Source organism: Burkholderia sp. DN3021, assembly GCF_049805555.1.
Lineage (GTDB): Bacteria > Pseudomonadota > Gammaproteobacteria > Burkholderiales > Burkholderiaceae > Burkholderia > Burkholderia pyrrocinia_C.
In genome coordinates this window covers 39,587-58,600 of record NZ_JBNCAB010000045.1, presented here as the reverse complement: position 1 = coordinate 58,600, position 19,014 = coordinate 39,587, and the positions used below count along the sequence as shown (strand labels likewise).

Sequence of the window (19,014 nt, the reverse complement as noted above, 5' to 3'; positions counted from 1 at the left end):
GCCGATGGCCGCGAGCCTGCCGCCGATCCGGCGCCCGCACCGGCCGCGCCGGCCCGCCAGCGATGCGCAGCCGCTCGTCGCCACGCCGCGGGACGACAACCACCGCGCGACGGCCCCCGCGAAAGCGGCGGACACCGGCGCCGCTCATTAACGGAGAAAGGCATGCAATTCGACAAGCGCGCCTGGCTCGACAAGATCAAGCAGATGTTCGCGGGCTTCGACCGCCCGCTCGCCCTCATCGTGTTCCTGCTGCTGTGCGTCGGCATCGTCACGCTGTACAGCGCGGCGATCGACATGCCGGGCCGCGTCGAGGACCAGTTGCGCAACATCCTGCTGACGTTCGTGCTGATGTGGGTGATCGCCAACATCCCGCCGACCACGCTGATGCGCTTCGCGGTCCCGCTCTATACGTTCGGGGTCGCGCTGCTGATCGCGGTCGCGCTGTTCGGGATGACGAAGAAGGGCGCGAAGCGCTGGCTGAACGTCGGCGTCGTGATCCAGCCGTCGGAGATCCTCAAGATCGCGACGCCGCTGATGCTCGCGTGGTACTACCAGCGCCGCGAAGGCGGGCTGCGCTGGTACGACTTCCTCGCCGCGTTCGGGATCCTGATGGTGCCGGTCGGACTGATCGCGAAGCAGCCCGACCTCGGCACGGGCCTGCTCGTGTTCGCGGCCGGCTTCTTCGTGATCTACCTCGCCGGCCTGTCGTTCAAGCTGATCGTGCCGGTGCTCGTCGCGGGCGTGATCGCGGTCGGGTCGATCGCCGTGTTCGAGGATCGCATCTGCCAGCCCGAAGTGCAGTGGCCGCTGATGCACGACTACCAGAAGCACCGCGTGTGCACGCTGCTCGACCCGACCTCCGACCCGCTCGGCAAGGGCTTTCACACGATCCAGGCCGTGATCGCGATCGGCTCGGGCGGCGCGCTCGGCAAGGGCTACCTGAAAGGCACGCAGGCGCACCTCGAATTCATTCCGGAGAAGCACACCGACTTCATCTTCGCGGTGTTCTCGGAGGAATGGGGGCTGGTCGGCGGGATCGTGCTGCTGACGCTGTATATGGCGCTGATCGCGCGCGGGCTCTATATCGCGGCGCAGGGCGCGACGCTGTTCGGCCGCCTGCTCGCGGGCTCGCTCACGCTCGCGTTCTTCGTCTATGCGTTCGTCAACATCGGGATGGTGAGCGGCGTGCTGCCGGTCGTCGGCGTGCCGTTGCCGTTCATGAGCTACGGCGGCACCGCGCTCGCGACGCTCGGCATCGCGATCGGGATGATCATGAGCGTCGGGCGACAGCGGCGGCTGATGAAGAGCTGACCACGCGGCAAAGAAGAACGGCGCCCCGGCGCCGTTTTTTTATCGTGCGTTTCGAACGCGGCAACGCGGCGCGTCGGCCGCTCACTGCGGTGCCGCGCGCGGGCTCCCCGGCTCAGCACCGACGCCCGACGCCGGCCCCTGCGCCTTCAGCCGCGCGCTCAGCTCCTTGAATTTCAATCCGGCGGTCTCGTCGCCCTGCGCGGCAGCCGCCGCGTAATAGGCCCGCGCGATGTTCAGGTTCTGCGCAACGCCGTCGCCGCCGCGCTCGTAGAACGACGCGGTCACGTACTGCGCGGTCGGCTCGCCCGCATCGGCGGCCTGCTTGTACCACGCGAACGCCTGCCGGTTGTCGCGCGGCGTGCCGCGCCCGTCGAGGAACTGGTTCGCGAGCGACAGCTCGGCCTGCACGTGCCCCTGCTTCGCCGCCCGCAGGAACCAGCGATGCGCTTCGGCCGGATTGCGCGCGACGAACTCGCCGTCGTCGAACATCCGGCCGTACACGTACTGCGCATGCGACATGTTCGCGTCGGCCGCGCGCTTCAGCCAGCGCAACCCTTCGTCGACGTTCGCCGTCACGCCTTCGCCCGTCAGCAGCATCATCGCGTAGTTGAACTGCGCGAGACGGTCGCCGCGCTCGGCCGCGTCGTGGAACTGCACCAGCGCCGCGCGATAGTCGCCGGCGTTGTAGTCGGCGACCGCCGATTGCGTCTCGCGCGACGGATCGGGCTTCGCTTGCGGCGCACCCTGCGCGGCCGCCGCGACACACACGGCCCACAGGCCGAGCATCGCGCCGAACCGCCCGCGCGCACCGGCCGCACCCTGCGCGCGCCCGCAAGACGCGCCGTCGCCGCCGTTCATGACCGTACCTCCTGCAGCGCTTGCCGCGTCGCACGCAGCAGCCAGCTCACGTCGGCCGACAGCGTGATCATCCGGTAGCCGGCGTCGCGGTACTGCCGCGCGCCCGCCGTGTCGCCCGCGAAAATGCCGACCGCGACGCCGGCCTGCTTGCCGGCCGCGAGCACGCGCGCCATCGCGGTTTCGACGTCCGGGTGGCGGATGTCGCCGAGATGCCCGAGGCTCGCCGCGAGATCGGCCGGGCCGATGAACAGGCAGTCGACACCGGGCGTCGCCGCGATCCGCTCGACTTCGTCGACGCCGCGCGCCGATTCGATCTGCACGATCACCGCGACCTGCGCGTTCGCCGTCTGCACGTAATCGCGGCGCATGCCGAACGCCGCCGCGCGCACCATGCCCGCGACGCCGCGCAGCCCGTCAGGCGATTCCGGCGACGGGAAGCGCGTGAGCCGCACCGCGTGCGCGGCGTCGTCGGGCGTCTCGATGCACGGAAACATCAGCGTGCGCGCGCCGGCGTCGAGCGCGCGCTTCACGAGCCACGGCTCGCGCGCCGGCACGCGCACGACGGGTTCGCTCGGCAGGTGCGCGGCGGCGATCGCGCGCAACTGCGACACGACGTCGCGGCTGTCGTTCGGCGCGTGCTCCATGTCGATGCAGAGCCAGTCGTAGCCGGCGTGCGCGAGCGCTTCCGCGGCCGAGTCGCTGCCGAGCGACAGCCACAGGCCATACAGCGGCTCGTCGCCGTCGCGCAGGCGTTGTTTGAGGGAATTGGTGAGCGTGCTCATCGATACGGCCTCCTGGACGGAACGGCAATCGAACGGGACAAGCATCGGGCGAAGCGGGGCGCAACACGCCGGACAGCACAGCGCGGCGGCGCCAGACCGCGCCCTTCAACATTAGTCGGCCGTGAACAGCCGATCTGACAGCGCGGGCCGCACGACCGCGCACGGGTGCGTTTTACGAGTGCCACGCAACGATCATAGCGCGGCGTTACGCGGAATGTGGGAACGGACGGGGAGCAGCGCCGGCGCGGGACGAGGCCGCAGGGCACGGTGACGGGCAGCCCGCGCCGGCCGGCGGGGCTGCCGGGAAGGCAGGATCAGCGGCCGGGCTGGCGCTCGACGTCGGCCCAGCAGTTCGGCGTTTCGTACAGGCGCACGCGCTCGAGGCGCAGGTTCACGCCGTAGTGCGCGTCGTACACGTTCGCGAGGAGGTCGAACGCGATCGCCGCGAGGTTCTCGACGGTCGGGATCCGGTCGATCACGACAGTCTTGTGGTCGGCCATCTGTTCGAGGAACGAGCGCACGACGTCGTCGCGCGCATAGACCAGGAATGCATGGTCCCACTTGCTGACGAGGTGCTCCATCGCGAGCGCCTTCACGTCGGCGAAATCCATCACCATGCCGCGGTCGGGAGCGCCCTCGGTATCGACGAGATCGCCGCGCAACGTGATTTCGAGCACGTAGCGATGGCCGTGCAGGTTCCTGCATTGGCTGCGGTGATCGGGAATGCGGTGGCCCGCGTCGAATTCGAGTTTTCGGGTAATCAGCACGATGTCAAAAGCCGTGGCTCAGGGAATGTTCAGATATTTGTGGGTCTGCATCGACAGGCGCCACTGCGGATGACGCTTGCACCAGTCGATCGCGAGCTTCGTATTGAGGTCGCGCGACGGGCCGTCCATCGGCTGGACGAGGAAATACTCGAAGTCGAGCTTCGCATAATCGGCCAGCCGCTGGTTGTCCTGCGGGATCACGACCTTCAGTTCGTTGCCCTTCGTGACGACGAGCGGCGCGTCGGCCTTCGGGCTCACGCAGATCCAGTCGATCGATTCGAGCACCGGCAGCGAGCCGTTGGTCTCGATCGCGATCTCGAAGCCGGCCGCGTGCAGCGCGTCGACGAGCGGCTGGTCGAGCTGCAGCATCGGCTCGCCGCCCGTGCAGACGACGAAGCGGTGCGCTTCGCCGTCCGGCCACAGGCCGGCGATCGTCGCGACGAGCGCTTCGGCGTCCTTGAACTTGCCGCCGTTCTCGCCGTCGGTGCCGACGAAGTCCGTATCGCAGAAGCGGCACACGGCCTCTTCGCGATCCTCTTCGCGGCCCGACCACAGGTTGCAGCCGGCGAACCGGCAGAACACGGCCGGCCGGCCCGCGTTCGCGCCCTCGCCCTGCAACGTGTAGAAAATTTCCTTGACCGCGTAAGTCATCGTCCGTCGTCCGGCTCGCGCCGCTCGTTGTCGATCAGAATCCGTTATTCATCAAGCGCTGCCGGCGCAGCCGCGTCACAGCGGCGCTTCGGTCACCCGCTCGCCCTTCAGGTAGGCCTCGTAGCCGCGCTTGCGCAGCTTGCAGGCCGGGCACTCGCCGCAGCCGAAGCCCCAGTCGTGCAGTTCCGCGCGCTCGCCCACGTAGCACGTGTGCGTCTCGACGCGGATCAGTTCGACGAGCGCTTCGCCGCCGAGCTGTTCGGCGAGCTGCCACGTCTGCGCCTTGTCGAGCCACATCAGCGGCGTCTCGAGCACGATGCGCGTGTCCATCCCGAGATTCAGCGCGACCTGCAGCGCCTTCATCGTATCGTCGCGGCAGTCGGGGTAGCCCGAAAAATCGGTCTCGCACATCCCGCCGACCAGCACGCGCAGCCCGCGGCGATACGCGATCGCCGCGGCGATCGTCATGAACAGCAGGTTGCGGCCCGGCACGAACGTGTTCGGCAGGCCGTTCGCCGTCGTCTCGATCTCGATCGTGCGCGTCATCGCGGTATCGCTGATCGCGCCGAGCACCGACAGGTCGATCATGTGATCGTCGCCGAGCCGGTCCGTCCACGCGGAAAAGTCGCGCTTCAGCGCTTCGCGCACGCCTTCGCGGCATTCGAGCTCGACACGATGACGCTGGCCGTAATCGAAGCCGAGGGTCTCGACCGTCTGGTAGCGTTCGAGGGCCCACGCCACGCACGTGGCCGAGTCCTGCCCGCCGGAAAACAACACGAGCGCGCCGTCTTTAGCGTCTGTCCGAATCACCGTGATACTCCGTGAATGTGTAGGCTCGCGTCGCGCTGCGCCCCGGGGCCGGCTGCCGCCGGGCGGCCCGACGCGTACCGGCCTGCGCCGGCTCGACCAGTATAGGCAGCGCGATCGGCCGCGAACGCGGCGGAGCGCTTATACCGCCCATCGCGCGGCATCGTTGCCGCGCGTCACGGCGGCGCATCACCGGCAGCCTGCCGTGCGCATGTAGCGATGCGCTAAGTCATTGAGCGGGAACGGATTTTATCATGCCTGCGCGAATGCTGCCGCGCACGCGATGCCCACCACAAACGAAAAACCCCAAGAACCTTCCGATTCTTGGGGTTGGAACTGCTGGTGGCCTGGGACGGAATCGAACCATCGACACGCGGATTTTCAATCCGCTGCTCTACCAACTGAGCTACCGGGCCAACGAAGAATGAAAGTATATCGAGCTTTCCCCACCTGCTCAAGCGTTTTCGCAAAAAAATTTATGCCGCGCCTTCGGACGGCTTCTTGCCCAACTCGACGCCGAGCTGCTTGAGCTTGCGATACAGGTGCGTGCGCTCGAGGCCCGTCTTCTCCGCGACGCGCGTCATGCTGCCGTTCTCGCGCGCGAGGTGATATTCGAAGTACGCGCGCTCGAACGCATCGCGCGCTTCGCGCAACGGGATGTCGAACGGGATCGCGGCCGTCTGCCCCGCGAGGCCGAGCGCCGCCGCCATGTCGTCGCCGAGCGTCGGCAGCGCAGCCGCGGATGCAACCGCCGCGGGCCCCGCTGCCTGTCCGGCGCCGCCCTTCGCCGCCGCGTTGGCGGACACCGGCGCCGCGCCGCGTGCGAGACCGTGCTCGACGGACTTCAGCAGCTTCTGCAGCGCGATCGGCTTCTCGAGGAAATCGAGCGCGCCGATCTTCGTCGCCTCGACGGCCGTGTCGATCGTCGCGTGCCCGGACATCATGATCACGGGCATCGTCAGCAGCCCCTGCGCCGCCCATTCCTTGAGCAACGTGACGCCGTCGGTATCGGGCATCCAGATATCGAGCAGCACGAGATCGGGCGCCTGATTCAGCCGGTATTCCCGCGCGGCCTGCGCGTTCTCCGCTGCCTCGACGACATGTCCTTCATCGCTGAGGATCTCCGAGAGCAATTCCCGGATGCCCATTTCATCATCTACCACCAGGATGGTTGCCATTTACGCTGCCCTTGTCTGCTCACTTGCTTTTGTCTTAGCGGGGGTCGTCCCGCCCTGCACGCCCGGTTCGGCGCCTGGCGCATCGCTCGCCATCTGCAGGAACAGGATCGACACCTGCGCACCCTCGACGGTCTCGCCGTGCATGCGATTGCGCAGATCGATCCGCGCACCGTGCTCGTCGACGATCTTCTTGACCGTGGCCAGCCCGAGCCCCGTGCCCTTCGCCTTCGTCGTCACGTAAGGCTCGAACGCGCGGGTCAGGATGCGTGCCGGAAAACCGGGCCCGTTGTCGGACACGGTAAGACGTACCGCGACGCGCGTTTTGCCCTCGGCGTCGGGATCGCCATATTCTACTGTCTTGGTTTCGATCAACACACGCGGATGCTCGGCTTCCGCGACCGAATCCTGCGCATTCTGCAGCAGGTTGTGTATCACCTGGCGCAATTGCGTCGCGTCGCCGCGAATCACCGGCAGCGATGGCGCGAGCTCGGCGACGATCGGGCTCTTGCCTTCGCCGACGCCGTACAGCCCGAGCACCTCGCTCGCCAGTTCGTTCAACTGCAGGTTCGCGAGCACCGCCGGCGGCGTGCGCGCGTATTCGCGGAAATCGTCGACCATCCGCTTCATCGCGGCCACCTGGTTGACGATCATCGTCGCGCCGCGCTTGAGCACATCCGCGTCGGACGGCGCGAGCTTGTCGGACAGCTTCATCTGCAGCCGCTCGGCCGACAACTGGATCGGCGTCAGCGGATTCTTGATCTCGTGCGCGAGCCGCCGCGCGACCTCGCCCCACGCAACCGAGCGCTGCGCGGAAATCACGTCGGAAATGTCGTCGAATACCACCACGTAACCGGACGTCTGCGGATCGTCGGCCTGCCCCTCGACCGTCGACACGAGGCGCGCGCCGCGCACGAGCAGTGTCAGCGGTTCGGTTTCGCCCGGCATCTCGATCGCGAACTGCTGCTGCCAGTGGCCTCGATCGCCGCTGCCGCCGTCGGATGCCGCCTCGCGATCGGCGAATGCCTTGCGCACCATTGCGCCGAATCCCGCCGCAACGCCGATCTGGTCGAGCGTCGTGCCGATCAGCGCGTTGAACGGCTGCCGGAAGATCCGCTCGGCGCCGCGGTTGGCCGTCGTCAGCCGGAACTGGCGGTCGAGCACGAACACGCCGGCCGTCAGGTTCGCGAGGATGCTCTCGAGATACGTCTTCGAATGCTCGAGCGCGATGCGGTTCTTCTCGACCGCGAGACGCGCCTCGGACAACTGGCGCGTCATCGCGTTGAACGACTGCGTGAGGAAGCCGAGCTCGTCGCGCGTCTTGATCTCGCGCTTCGGCGTATAGTCGCCTTCCGTGATCTCCTTGGTGCCCTGCGCGAGCAGGAACAGCGGCCGCGCGAGCTGCTGGCCGAGTGCGAGCGCGAGCATCATCGCGATGAAGGTCGCGAGGAACAGCGCGAGCGTCAGCGTGCCGATGTACATCTTGCGCAGGCCCGTGCGGCCGAGCGCCTTTTCCTGATACTCGCGGTACGCGCGCTGCACGGCGTCCGCGTTGTGCGCGAGCGTCGGCGGCACCGGCTGCGTGAGCTGCAGGAAGCGTTCGGCCGGCTGCAGCAGCGACGTCGTCGCATCGGGAATCGGCCGCACGACGCGCAGCCGCAGCGCACCCTTCGCGCCGTGCGCGCGCGGATCGCCATCGACTTCGCCTTCGATCGCCGCGTACGCGCCGTGTTCGCGCGCCTGGCTCAGCATCAGCGGCGTCGGCAGGTCGTCCGGAATCAGCGCCGCGAAATTGCCCGACGCCTGCGCGACGATGTGCAGGTCGGGCGCCGCGCCCGAGCCGCCGCGGCTCGGCTCGACAATCGTCGCGTCCTGCACGCCGAACTGGTCGCGCAGCCGCAGCAGCGTGAGTGTCGTGCCGTTCGTGTTCGCGTCGACGCTCGCGAGCTGGTCGGACATCAGTCGCGCCTTCGTCTGCAGATCGGACAGCGACGCATCGAGCATCCCGCGGCCGAGGTTCAGGCCGGCCGTCAGCGCCGTCTCGACGTTCACGTCGAACCACGACTCGATGCTGCGCGACACGAACTGGTACGACACGATGTAGATGATCCCGCCCGGCACCACGCCGACGAGCGCGAAGAACACCGCGAGCTTCGCGAGCAGCCGCGTGCCGAACTTGCCCTTCCTCAGGCGCACGACGATCATCCCGATCAGCCCGAGCACCACGAGCAGGAACACCAGCGCGACGACGATGTTGGTCGCGTACAGCCACGAGTAGTAGCGATCGAAGAATTCGGTATTCGCGCTCGCGGCCGCGAGCAGCACGAGCAGCAGCAGCGCGGTGAACGCGACGGTCGAGACGATCACGCGAACAAGGAGGCTCTTCCCGCTGGCCGCGCGGCGCACTTTATTTAGCACGTTCGGTCACCGTGAAGTTGAAGCGCTTCCAGTCCGACCCGAGCGTCCAGTCGCGATTGTTCACGGCGTCGACCTGGAACGGCTTCGGCATCAGCGCCGTATCGAGCTGCATCCGCACCGACGCCATGTAGGTTTCCCCCACGCGCACCTGGTTGCGGTCGATCACGTGCCACGACGTGATGTGCCTGACGACCGCGAGCGCATCCTTCAGCGACGGGAAGCCGAGCTGCAGGCCGCCCGTCGACACGCGGTATTCGCGCGTGAGCGGCTGGAACGACAGGCGGATCGTCTGCGTCACCGACACCGGCTGCTCGTCGAACCAGTACCAGCGCGCGCGGCTCAGCTCGAAGTCGGTCGTGAAGTAAAGCGGGATGCCCTTGTTGACGGCATCCTCGAGGTTCGGATTCAGCTCGAAATCGAAGCGGGCATCGAGGCTCCAGCCGCTTCCGTCGGCCTGGAGCGACGCGCGCTGCACGGCGATCGACTGGGCATGCGCCGGCCGGACGACGGCCAGGCACAGCGTCAACGCGACCATCAGGACGGCCGCGAGCCGAAGTGGAAAAAGGTGTTTGATCGTCACCGTTTCTGAAACCGCGCGTAGAAAAATCCGTCGTGATCGGTGTTCTGGTCGAGTGCGCCGGCGGCAGCCCCTCCCTGCACTCCGCCCGGCAGCAGCTGGCCGGGGGCGTCCAATCGTACCGCATCTTCACAGACCGCTTCAAACCAGCGGGCCTGCAACTCGCCTTCTTCGGGGAAGATCGAGCAGGTCACGTAAAGCAGTTCGCCGCCCGGCTTCACGAGCGGCCACAGCGCCGACAGGATGCGGCGCTGTTCCGCGACGAGCGCCGGGATGTCGGCCTCGCGGCGCAGCCAGCGAATGTCGGGATGCCGCCGCACGATGCCCGATGCCGAGCACGGCACATCGGCCAGGATGCGGTCGAACGGGCGCCCGTCGTACCACGCGCCGGGCGCACCCGCATCGCCGACACGCACGTCCGCTGCGAGCGACAGGCGCACGAGGTTCTCGCCGATGCGCGCCGCGCGCGTCGCGTCGCTTTCGAGCGCGACGACTTCCGCGTTGGCCAGCTCGAGAATATGGCCGGTCTTGCCGCCGGGCGCCGCGCATGCGTCGAGTACGCGCATGCCGTCGCGCGCACCGAGCCATTCGGCCGCGAGCTGCGCGCCAGCGTCCTGCACCGACACCACGCCGTCGGCGAATCCCGGAATGCGCTCGACCGGCAGCGCCGATGCGAGCCGCACCGCATGCCGGCCGATCGCAGTCGCGTCGATGCCGCTCGCGCGCAGCGTGTCGAGATACGCGTCGACGCTCGCGCGACGGGCATTCACGCGCAGCGTCAGCGGCCCCTGGCGCTCGCCGGCCGCGAGGATCGCCTGCCATGCGTCGGGCCATGCGCGCTTCACCGCATCGACCCACCATGCGCGGTAATTCCAGCGCGCAACGGCGTCGTCCTGCATCGCCGCGACGAGCACGTCGCGCTCGCGCAGGAACCGACGCAGCACCGCGTTGACCAACCCCTTCGCGAATGCGTATTCGCGGCGCGCGCCGATCACGGTCACGGCCTGGTCAACCACCGTGAACGCCGAGTATGCGGCATCGTCCGCCGGATCGAGCAGCAGCGCGAGCGCACCGGCGAGCACCGCGTTCACGTGCGCGGGCGGCGCCTTGCTGACGAGCCGGCCGATCAGCCAGTCCACGCTGCCGAGGCGACGCATCGTCCGGTACGCGACGTCCTGCGTCGCGCCGCGCGCGAGCGCCTGCGCACCGGACGCCATCTGCGCGAATACCGCCGAGAGCGCTGCCGGCAGCGCAGTGCCGCGCCGTACCGCATCGACCGCCTGCGCGGCCGCGTCGAGTGCGAAGCCGAGCGAATCGGGCGCAAGATGCGGCGCGGACAGGCGCGCCGGGCGGCCGGAAGAAGACGGAGCGGGAGAACGGGTTCGTGTCATCGGAGCGGAATCGGCAAACAAGCGCAGCTAACAAATGCGGCAAACGGCGGGATTGCGGCGGCCGCGCGGCCCTGCGATCCCAAACCGCGCATTGTAGCGTGCGACCATGCGGCCCCTTTGGCCCCTTTAGGGCGCGCACAAATGAAACACCCCGCAGCGCGAAGCGTGCGGGGTGGCGAGGCGGACGCCGCGCGGCAACGGCCGCGCGGTGCGCCGAGGTTTAATCGAAGCGGCCGGTACGCGCCATCTCCATCAGGCGCGCAATGCGTTCCTCGGTGGCCGGGTGCGTCGAGAACAGGTTCTGCAGGCCGCCGCCGTGCAGCGGGTTCATGATCATCATCTGCGCGGTGGCCGGATGCGCTTCGGCCGCCTGGAACGGGATGCCGGCCGCATAGCGATGGATCTTGTCGAGCGCGGTCGCGAGCGACTGCGGATCGCCGGAAATCTGCGCGCCGCCGCGGTCGGCCTCGAACTCGCGTGCCCGCGAAATCGCCATCTGGATCAGCGCGCCGGCGATCGGCGCGAGCAGCGCGACCGCAATACCCGCGATCGGGTTGGCCGGCCGGCCGTTCTCGTCGCGCCCGCCGAAGAACATCGCGAAGTTCGCAAGCGCCGAGATCGCGCCCGCCATCGTCGCGGTGATCGTCGAGATCAGGATGTCGCGGTGCTTCACGTGCGCGAGCTCGTGCGCCATCACCCCGCGCATTTCGCGCTCCGACAGCACGCGCAGGATGCCTGTCGTCGCGGCGACCGCCGCGTGCTCGGGGTTGCGGCCCGTCGCGAACGCGTTCGGCGCATCCTCGTTGATCAGGTAGACGCGCGGCATCGGCAGGTTCGCGCGCGTGGCCAGCTCGCGCACCATCCGGTAGAACTGCGGCGCCGTGTTCTCGTCGACTTCCTGCGCGTTGTACATGCGCAGCACCATCTTGTCGGAGAACCAGTACGAGAAGAAATTCATGCCGAGCGCGAACAGCAGCGCGATCGTCATGCCGCGCGAGCCGCCGATCATTCCGCCGATCACGATGAACAGGGCCGTGATCGCGGCCATCAGCATCGCCGTTTTGACCCAATTGAACATACCCACTCCTTATCCGTCAGGGAACCCGCCGCGCATCACAGGGCGCGACGGAAAATTGTAAGCGATTTGTTAGATAAGGTCTTGCCGGAAAAATTCAATCTCAGCGTTGCGATGTTGCAAGACGCAGGCCGAGGCCGACGAAAGCGCTGCCGACCGTGCGGTCGAGCCACTTCCTGACGCCCGGCTTGTCGGAAAAGCGCTGCGTGACGCTGCCCGCGACCCATGCGACCAGGCTGGTCCAGACCGTGCTCATCGCGACGAACACCGCGCCGAGGGTCAGGAACGCCAATGCCTTGTGCGGGCTGTCGGCCGACACGAACTGCGGGAAGAACGACACGAAGAACAGCACGACCTTCGGGTTCAACACGTTGGTCCAGAAGCCCTGCATGAACAGCTGGCGCAGCGGCTTTGCTGCCGTGGCGGCCTCGGCGCCCGACGGCGCGGCGGCCTGCTTCGCGACGATCATCCGCACGCCGAGATAGATCAGGTACGCGGCGCCGACCAGCTTGATCACCGTGAACGCGGCAGCCGACGCCGCAAGCAGCGCCGTGAGGCCGAATGCGCACGCGAGTGCGTGAACGCAGCAGCCGGCCGAAATGCCGAGCGCCGACATCAGCCCCGCGCCGCGGCCCTGCGCGACGCTGCGGCCGACGATGTAGGCCGTGTCGGGGCCGGGCGTGACGTTCAGCAAGAAAACTGCCAGCACGAAGAAGCCGAAATGGGTGATGCCGAACATGAAAACCTCGAAACCGGAGAGCGCAGGGAAATTCTACGCGCGCCTGCCGCGCTGCGCGACTCGACCGTTCGGCCGATTGCGCAGGGCCGGCAGGCCGTGTCGAATGGCGGTCAGGTCACGTTAGGCAACGTCAGGCAGCGCGAAACGCTGCCCCGCGGCGAGCGGCGAGCCGGCGAGGAATTCGCGCGCGGGCAGCCGCTTGCCGCCCGGCTTCTGCAACTGCGTGACGCGCAGCGCGCCACTGCCGCACGCGACGACCACGCCTTCCGGCGCGGCTTCGACGATCATGCCCGGCGCTGCGTCGCCGCGCGCCGCCACCGGCTCGGCAGCCCACAGCTTGATTGCCGCGCCGTCGAGCGTCGCGACGCCGCCGGGGAACGGATCGAACGCACGCACCTGGCGCGCGAGCACGTCGGCAGGCTTGCGCCAGTCGAGCGCCGCTTCGTGCTTGCCGATCTTTTCCGCATAGGTCACGCCGTCGGCCGGCTGCGGCGTCGCCGGCAGCGTACCGTCGCGCTCGAGCCGCACGAGCGCGTCGACGATCAGCCGCGCGCCGTCGGCGGCCAGCCGGTCGTGCAGCGTCGCGGTCGTGTCGTCGGGTGCGATCGCGATGCGCGCCTCTTCGATCATCGCGCCGGTGTCGAGGCCGACGTCCATCTGCATCAGCGTGACGCCCGTCTCGGCGTCGCCGGCCTCGATCGCGCGGTGGATCGGCGCGGCGCCGCGCCAGCGCGGCAGCAGCGACGCATGGATGTTGATGCAACCGCTGCGCGGAATGTCGAGCACCTCCTGCGGCAGCAGCAGGCCGTACGCGGCGACCACCATCACGTCGTGCGGCGTCGTGCGCAGCAGCTCGAGCGCGTCGGCCGCCTCCGCGGGGTACTTGCCCGCGCGGCGCAGCGACGGCGGCTGCGCGACGGGCATGCCATGCTCGACGGCGTAGCGCTTCACGGCGCTCGCCTGCAGTTTCATCCCGCGGCCGGCCGGGCGATCGGGCTGGGTGAGCACGAGCGGCACCGGAAAACCAGCCTCGTGGATCGCGGCGAGGGCAGCCGCGGCAAATTCCGGCGTGCCGGCAAAAATCACGCGCAACGTATGGGTCATGACAGCGTTCGGGGTCGGGCAGGATGAACGCGCGTCACATCGCGCGTTCGAGTTTCTTCATCTTCGTCTTGATGCGCGTCTGCTTGAGCGGCGACAGGTATTCGACGAACACGCGCCCCATCAGATGATCCATCTCGTGCTGGACGCATACGGCGAGCAGGCCCTCGCAGTCGAGCTCGAAGGCCTCGCCCTGCTCGTTGAGCGCGCGCACGCGCACGTGGTCGGGACGCTCGACTTCGTCGTAGATGCCGGGCACCGACAGGCAGCCCTCTTCATAGATCTGCTTCACGTCGCTCGACCAGACGATCTCGGGGTTGATGAACGCGCGCAGCTCGTTCTTTTCCTCGGAAACGTCGATCACGATCACGCGCTCGTGCACGTCGACCTGCGTGGCCGCAAGGCCGATGCCGGGCGCCGCGTACATGGTCTCGGCCATGTCGGCGACGAGCTTGCGGATTCGGTCGTCGACCTTGTCGACGGGCTTGGCGACCTTGTGCAGCCGCTTGTCGGGGTAGTGAAGAATGTTGAGCAAAGCCATGGCGTTCGGTATTCGGTAGAGCAGGGTGCGGCATCGGCCATCCGGCCGGCTGGCGCCGCCGCCGCGATGCAATGAAGATGAGGCGGATGCGCGGCGTATCAATGCCGCGGATCGCGCCTCCTGCAATTGGCCGGGCGCCTGCGCGCGCGGCCCTGTCGAGTATTTCGGATGATGAAAATTTTATCATGGCGCCACGCGGTCCGCTGGCCGTCGCGTTCGAGGGCAGCCTCATGTCGCCTCAAGCGCTGACCACCTCCGCGTTGCGCGCGTGGCTGCAGCTCGGGCATGCGCCCGGCCTCGCACCCGCCGTACTGCAGGCGCTGCTCGACGCGTTCGGCTCGCCGGCGGCGCTGCTGCGCGCGTCCGACCAGGCCATTGCCGCCGTGAGCAGCCCCGCCGCCGCGCAGGCCGTGCGCGCAAGCGAACGCGACGATCTCGATGCGCGCACCGACGCCGCGCTCGCATGGCTCGATGCGCCGGGCAACGCGCTCGTCACGCTCAGCGATCCGGCCTACCCGCCGCGGCTGCGCGACCTGCACGACCCGCCGCCGCTGCTATATGTAAAGGGCCGGCTCGACCTGCTGCACGCACGCAGCCTCGCCGTGGTCGGCAGCCGCCACGCGACGCCGCAGGGGCTCGCCGATGCGACGCACTTCGCACGCGCGCTGTCCGACGCGGGGCTCCCGATCGCGTCGGGCCTCGCGCTCGGGATCGACGGCGCCGCGCATCGCGGCGGGCTCGACGGCCGGTCGGGCACGGTCGCGGTGATCGCGACGGGTGCCGATCTCGTCTATCCGGCGCGGCACCGCGCACTCGCCCACGAGATCGCCGCGCACGGTGCGATCCTGTCGGAATGGCCGCTCGGCACACCGGCCCGCGCAGCGCATTTCCCGCAGCGCAACCGGCTGATCGCGGCGCTGGCGATCGGCGCGCTCGTCGTCGAAGCCGCCCCGCGCTCCGGCTCGCTGATCACCGCGCGGCTCGCGAACGAACTGGGGCGCGATGTGTTCGCGATGCCGGGCTCGATTCACGCACCGCTCGCGCAGGGCTGCCACGCGCTGATCCGCGACGGCGCGAAGCTCACGGCGGCGCCGCTCGATATTCTCGAGGAATACGGGCTGGGCGAACCGACGACCAGTGCGGCGCGCCCCGGAATTCGGGGCGCGAATCCCGACGAGGTTCGCGAAACCGAAGCCTCCGGCCAGCGCGCCGGCGCCGCCATCATGGAAGCGCCCCCCGCCGGTCCGGCCGCCGCGCCAGCCCGAATCGAAGCATCACCGCCGCCTTCGCCCTGCACCCCATTCGAACAGGCCGTGCTCGCCGCACTGGGATACGGCCCCGTCACATTCGAATGGCTCGCCGAGCACAGCGGCCTGTCCGACGACATGCTGCACCGCGCGCTGCTCGCGCTCGAACTGGCCGGTCGCGTCGCGAGCCTCCCCGGCGGACGCTTCGCGCGGCTTGACGCCGCGCCCACCCCGCCCGCGCGCGGCGTGCTACATTTCCCCGAATAGGGGCGGCCGCGCCGCCGACGATACTCAAGGAAATCCATGCCCGCGCTGAATCTCGACACCGATGCGGATCGGATCGCCGAGCGCCTCGCCGATCCCGGCACGTTGCTTGTCGCCTGCCTGTGCGCCGAGTGGTGCGGCACGTGCCGCGACTACCGGACGGCCTTCGACCAGCTCGCCGACGCGCATCCCGACGCCTGCTTCGCCTGGATCGACATCGAAACGCATGCCGACCGCCTCGACGATCTCGACGTCGAGAACTTCCCGACGATCCTGATCGAGGATGCCAACACCGCACGCTTCTTCGGCACGGTGCTGCCGCACGCGGCGATCGTCGAACGAATGCTGTCCGACCTGAGTGCGGTACCCGGTGCGCCACACGCACCGAAATTGCGCAACGTCCTGAACGTCGAAGCCTGAATTCGCGTGCCAGCCCAACGGTTTTTCGCGCGTTTGCGCGCGCCCGCCGCGCCGGGCGCTTGCCGCCGTTGCAGCCCCCCTCTATGATGAGCCGCTTTTTGCACGCCGAGCCGCCGTCGCTCCGGCGTGTGCTATAAAGCGGTCGTAAAAGGGACCCTCAACCGGCGAACCCGGTCTACCATCACACACCTGTCATGTCCAAAGCACTGATCATTGCGGAAAAGCCTTCTGTCGCGAACGACATCGCGCGCGCTTTGGGCGGCTTTACCAAGCATGACGAATACTATGAAAGCGACGAATTCGTCCTTTCGTCCGCTGTCGGCCACTTGCTCGAAATCGCCGCCCCGGAAGAGTACGAGGTCAAGCGCGGGAAATGGAGCTTCGCGCATCTGCCCGTCATCCCCCCGCATTTCGACCTGAACCCGATCGCAAAAAGCGAGTCGCGCCTCAAGGTGCTCACCAAGCTGATGAAGCGCAAGGACGTCGACCGCCTGATCAACGCATGTGACGCGGGGCGCGAGGGCGAACTGATTTTCCGCCTGATCGCGCAGCACGCGAAGGCGAAGCAGCCGGTCCAGCGCCTGTGGCTGCAGTCGATGACGCCGCAGGCGATCCGCGACGGTTTCGCGAACCTGCGCAGCGACACGGACATGCAGCCGCTCGCCGACGCCGCACGCTGCCGCTCGGAAGCCGACTGGCTCGTCGGGATCAACGGCACCCGCGCGATGACCGCGTTCAACAGCAAGGGCGGCGGCTTCTTCCTGACGACAGTCGGCCGCGTTCAGACGCCAACGCTGTCGATCGTCGTCGAACGCGAAGAGAAAATCCGCCGCTTCATCCCGCGCGACTACTGGGAAGTGAAGGCCGCATTCGCGTGCGCGGGCGGTTTCTATGAAGGCAAGTGGTACGACCCGAAATTCAAGCGCGACGAATTCGACCCGGAAAAGCGCGACTCCCGCCTGTGGAGCCTGCCGGCTGCCGAAACGATCGTCGCCGCATGTCGCGACCAGGTCGGCACGGTCTCCGAGGAATCGAAGCCGTCGACACAGCTGTCGCCGCTGCTGTTCGACCTGACGAGCCTGCAGCGCGAGGCGAACGGCCGCTTCGGCTTCTCCGCGAAGAACACGCTTGGCCTCGCGCAGGCGCTGTATGAAAAGCACAAGGTGCTGACCTACCCGCGTACCGACGCGCGCGCGCTGCCGGAAGACTACCTTTCGACGGTCCAGTCCACGCTCGAGATGCTCAAGGAGAGCAACAACTACCTGCCGCATGCGAAGCAGGTGCTCGACAAGGGCTGGGTGAAGCCGAACAAGCGGATCTTCGACAACTCGAAGATCAGCGACCACTTTGCAATCATCCCGACGCTGCAGGCGCCGAAGTCGCTGTCCGAGCCGGAGCAGAAGCTGTACGACCTGGTCGTGAAGCGCTTCCTCGCCGTGTTCTTCCCGGCGGCCGAATTCCGCGTCACGACGCGGATCACCGAAGTCGCCGGCCATCACTTCAAGACCGAAGGCAAGGTGCTCGTCGAGCCGGGCTGGCTGCAGGTGTACGGCCGCGACGCCGAAGGCGCGGACGCGAACCTCGTGCCGGTGCAGAAGGACGAGAAGGTGAAGACGGACGAAATCGCCGCCGTCGCGCTCGTGACGAAGCCGCCCGCACGCTACTCGGAAGCGACACTGCTGTCCGCGATGGAAGGCGCGGGCAAGCTCGTCGAGGACGACGAGCTGCGCGAGGCGATGGCCGCGAAGGGCCTCGGCACGCCGGCCACTCGAGCGGCGATCATCGAAGGCCTGCTCGGCGAGAAATACCTGTTGCGCGAAGGCCGCGAGCTGATCCCGACCGCGAAGGCATTCCAGCTGATGACGCTGTTGCGCGGGCTCGGCGTGAAGGAGCTGACCGCGCCGGAGCTCACCGGCGAATGGGAATACAAGCTGTCGCAGATGGAGCGCGGCAACCTCGGGCGCGACGCGTTCATGCAGGAAATCGCCCGCATGACGCAGCAGATCGTCAAGCGCGCGAAGGAATACGATTCCGACACGATTCCCGGCGACTACGCGACGCTCGAGACGCCGTGCCCGAACTGCGGCGGCCAGGTGAAGGAAAATTACCGCCGCTTCGCGTGCACGAAGTGCGAGTTCTCGATCTCGAAGATCCCGGGCAGCCGGCAGTTCGAGATCCCCGAAGTCGAGGAGCTGCTGCAGAAGAAGGAAATCGGTCCGCTGTCCGGGTTCCGCAGCAAGATGGGCCGCCCGTTCTCGGCGATCCTCAAGCTGTCCTTCGACGACGAGACGAAGAACTACAAGCTCGAGTTCGATTTCGGCCAGGACCAGGGCGGCGAGGAAGGCGAAGCGCCCGACTTCTCCGCGCAGGAGCCGGTCGGCGCGTGCCCGAAGTGCAAGGGCCGCGTGTTCGAGCACGGGATGAGCTACGTGTGCGAGCACTCGGTTGCGAACCCGAAGACCTGCGACTTCCGCTCGGGCAAGGTGATCCTGCAGCAGGAAATCACGCGCGAGCAGATGGGCAAGCTGCTTGCCGACGGCCGCACGGACCTGCTGCCGAACTTCAAGTCGTCGCGCACGGGCCGCAACTTCAAGGCGTTCCTCGTGAAGCAGCCGGACGGCAAGATCGGCTTCGAGTTCGAGAAGAAGGAACCGAAGGCCGCTGCCGCGAAGAAGACGGCGAAATCGGCGACGAAGGATGCCGAAACCGTGACGGAAGGCGCCGAAGAGAAACCGGCACCGGCCCGCAAGACCGCCGCCAAGACCGCAACCAAGACCGCAGCGACCAAGACTGCCGCCCGCAAGACGACGGCGCGCAAGACGGGCTCGTAACGGCGGGCCGCCGGGGCTTCCCCCGGCGTACCGGGCGCTGGCAGACAGCCGAAAAAAAA

Annotated in this window: 17 protein-coding genes and 1 tRNA gene; 4 read left to right on the top strand and 14 right to left on the bottom strand. The window is 67.9% G+C overall.

What is annotated here, in order from left to right:
* Window positions 1–162 precede the first annotated feature (162 nt).
* Window positions 163–1,311: a rod shape-determining protein RodA gene (gene rodA / locus ACPUER_RS21780; protein WP_175963290.1), complete on the top strand. Its 1,149-nt coding sequence runs from the start codon at window positions 163–165 to the stop codon at window positions 1,309–1,311.
* An 81-nt stretch (window positions 1,312–1,392) separates the two neighbouring features.
* On the opposite strand, the gene ACPUER_RS21775 is transcribed toward rodA, so the two are convergent.
* The 14 genes from ACPUER_RS21775 to def all read right to left on the bottom strand — a co-directional run bounded on the left by ACPUER_RS21775 (window position 1,393) and on the right by def (window position 14,193).
* On the bottom strand, window positions 1,393–2,169 hold the full coding sequence (locus ACPUER_RS21775) for a tetratricopeptide repeat protein (RefSeq protein WP_105389501.1): 777 nt from the start codon (window positions 2,167–2,169) through the stop codon (window positions 1,393–1,395).
* The gene (locus ACPUER_RS21770) at window positions 2,166–2,951 is read right to left on the bottom strand and encodes an HpcH/HpaI aldolase family protein (protein WP_175963289.1); all 786 of its coding nucleotides are present in this window, start codon (window positions 2,949–2,951) and stop codon (window positions 2,166–2,168) included. The genes ACPUER_RS21775 and ACPUER_RS21770 overlap by 4 nt, the downstream gene beginning before the upstream one ends.
* Before the next feature lie 314 nt (window positions 2,952–3,265).
* Window positions 3,266–3,718: a 6-carboxytetrahydropterin synthase QueD gene (gene queD, locus ACPUER_RS21765; protein ID WP_006477472.1), complete on the bottom strand. Its 453-nt coding sequence runs from the start codon at window positions 3,716–3,718 to the stop codon at window positions 3,266–3,268.
* An 18-nt stretch (window positions 3,719–3,736) separates the two neighbouring features.
* A complete protein-coding gene (queE, locus tag ACPUER_RS21760) occupies window positions 3,737–4,369 on the bottom strand; it encodes a 7-carboxy-7-deazaguanine synthase (RefSeq protein WP_072437609.1) in 633 nt (210 codons plus the stop codon).
* A gap of 75 nt (window positions 4,370–4,444) precedes the next feature.
* Entirely contained in the window at window positions 4,445–5,179 is a 735-nt protein-coding gene (gene queC / locus ACPUER_RS21755; RefSeq protein ID WP_175963287.1) for a 7-cyano-7-deazaguanine synthase QueC, read from the bottom strand.
* A 337-nt stretch (window positions 5,180–5,516) separates the two neighbouring features.
* Window positions 5,517–5,592: transfer RNA gene (locus ACPUER_RS21750), tRNA-Phe, on the bottom strand.
* Window positions 5,593–5,652: 60 nt separating this feature from the next.
* A complete protein-coding gene (esaR, locus tag ACPUER_RS21745) occupies window positions 5,653–6,354 on the bottom strand; it encodes a response regulator transcription factor EsaR (protein ID WP_175963286.1) in 702 nt (233 codons plus the stop codon).
* Complete coding sequence (gene esaS, locus ACPUER_RS21740; RefSeq protein ID WP_175963285.1) at window positions 6,355–8,769, bottom strand: sensor histidine kinase EsaS; 2,415 nt, start codon at window positions 8,767–8,769, stop codon at window positions 6,355–6,357.
* On the bottom strand, window positions 8,759–9,349 hold the full coding sequence (locus ACPUER_RS21735; protein WP_425132079.1) for a DUF4390 domain-containing protein: 591 nt from the start codon (window positions 9,347–9,349) through the stop codon (window positions 8,759–8,761). Before ACPUER_RS21735 ends, esaS begins: the two co-directional genes overlap by 11 nt.
* Window positions 9,346–10,737, bottom strand: a complete 1,392-nt coding sequence (rsmB, locus tag ACPUER_RS21730; protein ID WP_175963284.1) for a 16S rRNA (cytosine(967)-C(5))-methyltransferase RsmB — start codon at window positions 10,735–10,737, stop codon at window positions 9,346–9,348. The genes ACPUER_RS21735 and rsmB overlap by 4 nt, the downstream gene beginning before the upstream one ends.
* Before the next feature lie 220 nt (window positions 10,738–10,957).
* Window positions 10,958–11,815, bottom strand: coding sequence for a zinc metalloprotease HtpX (gene htpX / locus ACPUER_RS21725; protein WP_006485774.1), 858 nt, complete (start codon window positions 11,813–11,815; stop codon window positions 10,958–10,960).
* A 100-nt stretch (window positions 11,816–11,915) separates the two neighbouring features.
* On the bottom strand, window positions 11,916–12,551 hold the full coding sequence (locus ACPUER_RS21720; RefSeq protein WP_072437613.1) for a LysE family translocator: 636 nt from the start codon (window positions 12,549–12,551) through the stop codon (window positions 11,916–11,918).
* Between the two features lie 120 nt (window positions 12,552–12,671).
* Complete coding sequence (fmt, locus tag ACPUER_RS21715; protein WP_175963283.1) at window positions 12,672–13,655, bottom strand: methionyl-tRNA formyltransferase; 984 nt, start codon at window positions 13,653–13,655, stop codon at window positions 12,672–12,674.
* A gap of 34 nt (window positions 13,656–13,689) precedes the next feature.
* Entirely contained in the window at window positions 13,690–14,193 is a 504-nt protein-coding gene (gene def, locus ACPUER_RS21710) for a peptide deformylase (RefSeq protein WP_034179358.1), read from the bottom strand.
* Between the two features lie 71 nt (window positions 14,194–14,264).
* On the opposite strand from def, the gene dprA reads away from it, so the two are divergent.
* From dprA to ACPUER_RS21695, 3 genes are all read left to right on the top strand, one after another.
* Entirely contained in the window at window positions 14,265–15,707 is a 1,443-nt protein-coding gene (gene dprA / locus ACPUER_RS21705; RefSeq protein ID WP_425132078.1) for a DNA-processing protein DprA, read from the top strand.
* Window positions 15,708–15,743: 36 nt separating this feature from the next.
* Window positions 15,744–16,124, top strand: a complete 381-nt coding sequence (locus ACPUER_RS21700) for a thioredoxin family protein (protein ID WP_072437616.1) — start codon at window positions 15,744–15,746, stop codon at window positions 16,122–16,124.
* A gap of 194 nt (window positions 16,125–16,318) precedes the next feature.
* Entirely contained in the window at window positions 16,319–18,955 is a 2,637-nt protein-coding gene (locus ACPUER_RS21695) for a DNA topoisomerase III (protein WP_175963281.1), read from the top strand.
* Window positions 18,956–19,014 lie beyond the last annotated feature (59 nt).

Bases quoted from the DNA above. Each gene is read 5' to 3' on its own strand.
- rodA (WP_175963290.1), top strand. From the start codon at position 163: ATGCAATTCGACAAGCGCGCCTGGCTCGACAAGATCAAGCAGATGTTC.
- ACPUER_RS21775 (WP_105389501.1), bottom strand. From the start codon at position 2,169: ATGAACGGCGGCGACGGCGCGTCTTGCGGGCGCGCGCAGGGTGCGGCC.
- ACPUER_RS21770 (WP_175963289.1), bottom strand. From the start codon at position 2,951: ATGAGCACGCTCACCAATTCCCTCAAACAACGCCTGCGCGACGGCGAC.
- queE (WP_072437609.1), bottom strand. From the start codon at position 4,369: ATGACTTACGCGGTCAAGGAAATTTTCTACACGTTGCAGGGCGAGGGC.
- esaR (WP_175963286.1), bottom strand. From the start codon at position 6,354: ATGGCAACCATCCTGGTGGTAGATGATGAAATGGGCATCCGGGAATTG.
- rsmB (WP_175963284.1), bottom strand. From the start codon at position 10,737: ATGACACGAACCCGTTCTCCCGCTCCGTCTTCTTCCGGCCGCCCGGCG.
- htpX (WP_006485774.1), bottom strand. From the start codon at position 11,815: ATGTTCAATTGGGTCAAAACGGCGATGCTGATGGCCGCGATCACGGCC.
- ACPUER_RS21720 (WP_072437613.1), bottom strand. From the start codon at position 12,551: ATGTTCGGCATCACCCATTTCGGCTTCTTCGTGCTGGCAGTTTTCTTG.
- fmt (WP_175963283.1), bottom strand. From the start codon at position 13,655: ATGACCCATACGTTGCGCGTGATTTTTGCCGGCACGCCGGAATTTGCC.
- def (WP_034179358.1), bottom strand. From the start codon at position 14,193: ATGGCTTTGCTCAACATTCTTCACTACCCCGACAAGCGGCTGCACAAG.
- dprA (WP_425132078.1), top strand. From the start codon at position 14,265: ATGAAGATGAGGCGGATGCGCGGCGTATCAATGCCGCGGATCGCGCCT.
- ACPUER_RS21700 (WP_072437616.1), top strand. From the start codon at position 15,744: ATGCCCGCGCTGAATCTCGACACCGATGCGGATCGGATCGCCGAGCGC.
- ACPUER_RS21695 (WP_175963281.1), top strand. From the start codon at position 16,319: ATGTCCAAAGCACTGATCATTGCGGAAAAGCCTTCTGTCGCGAACGAC.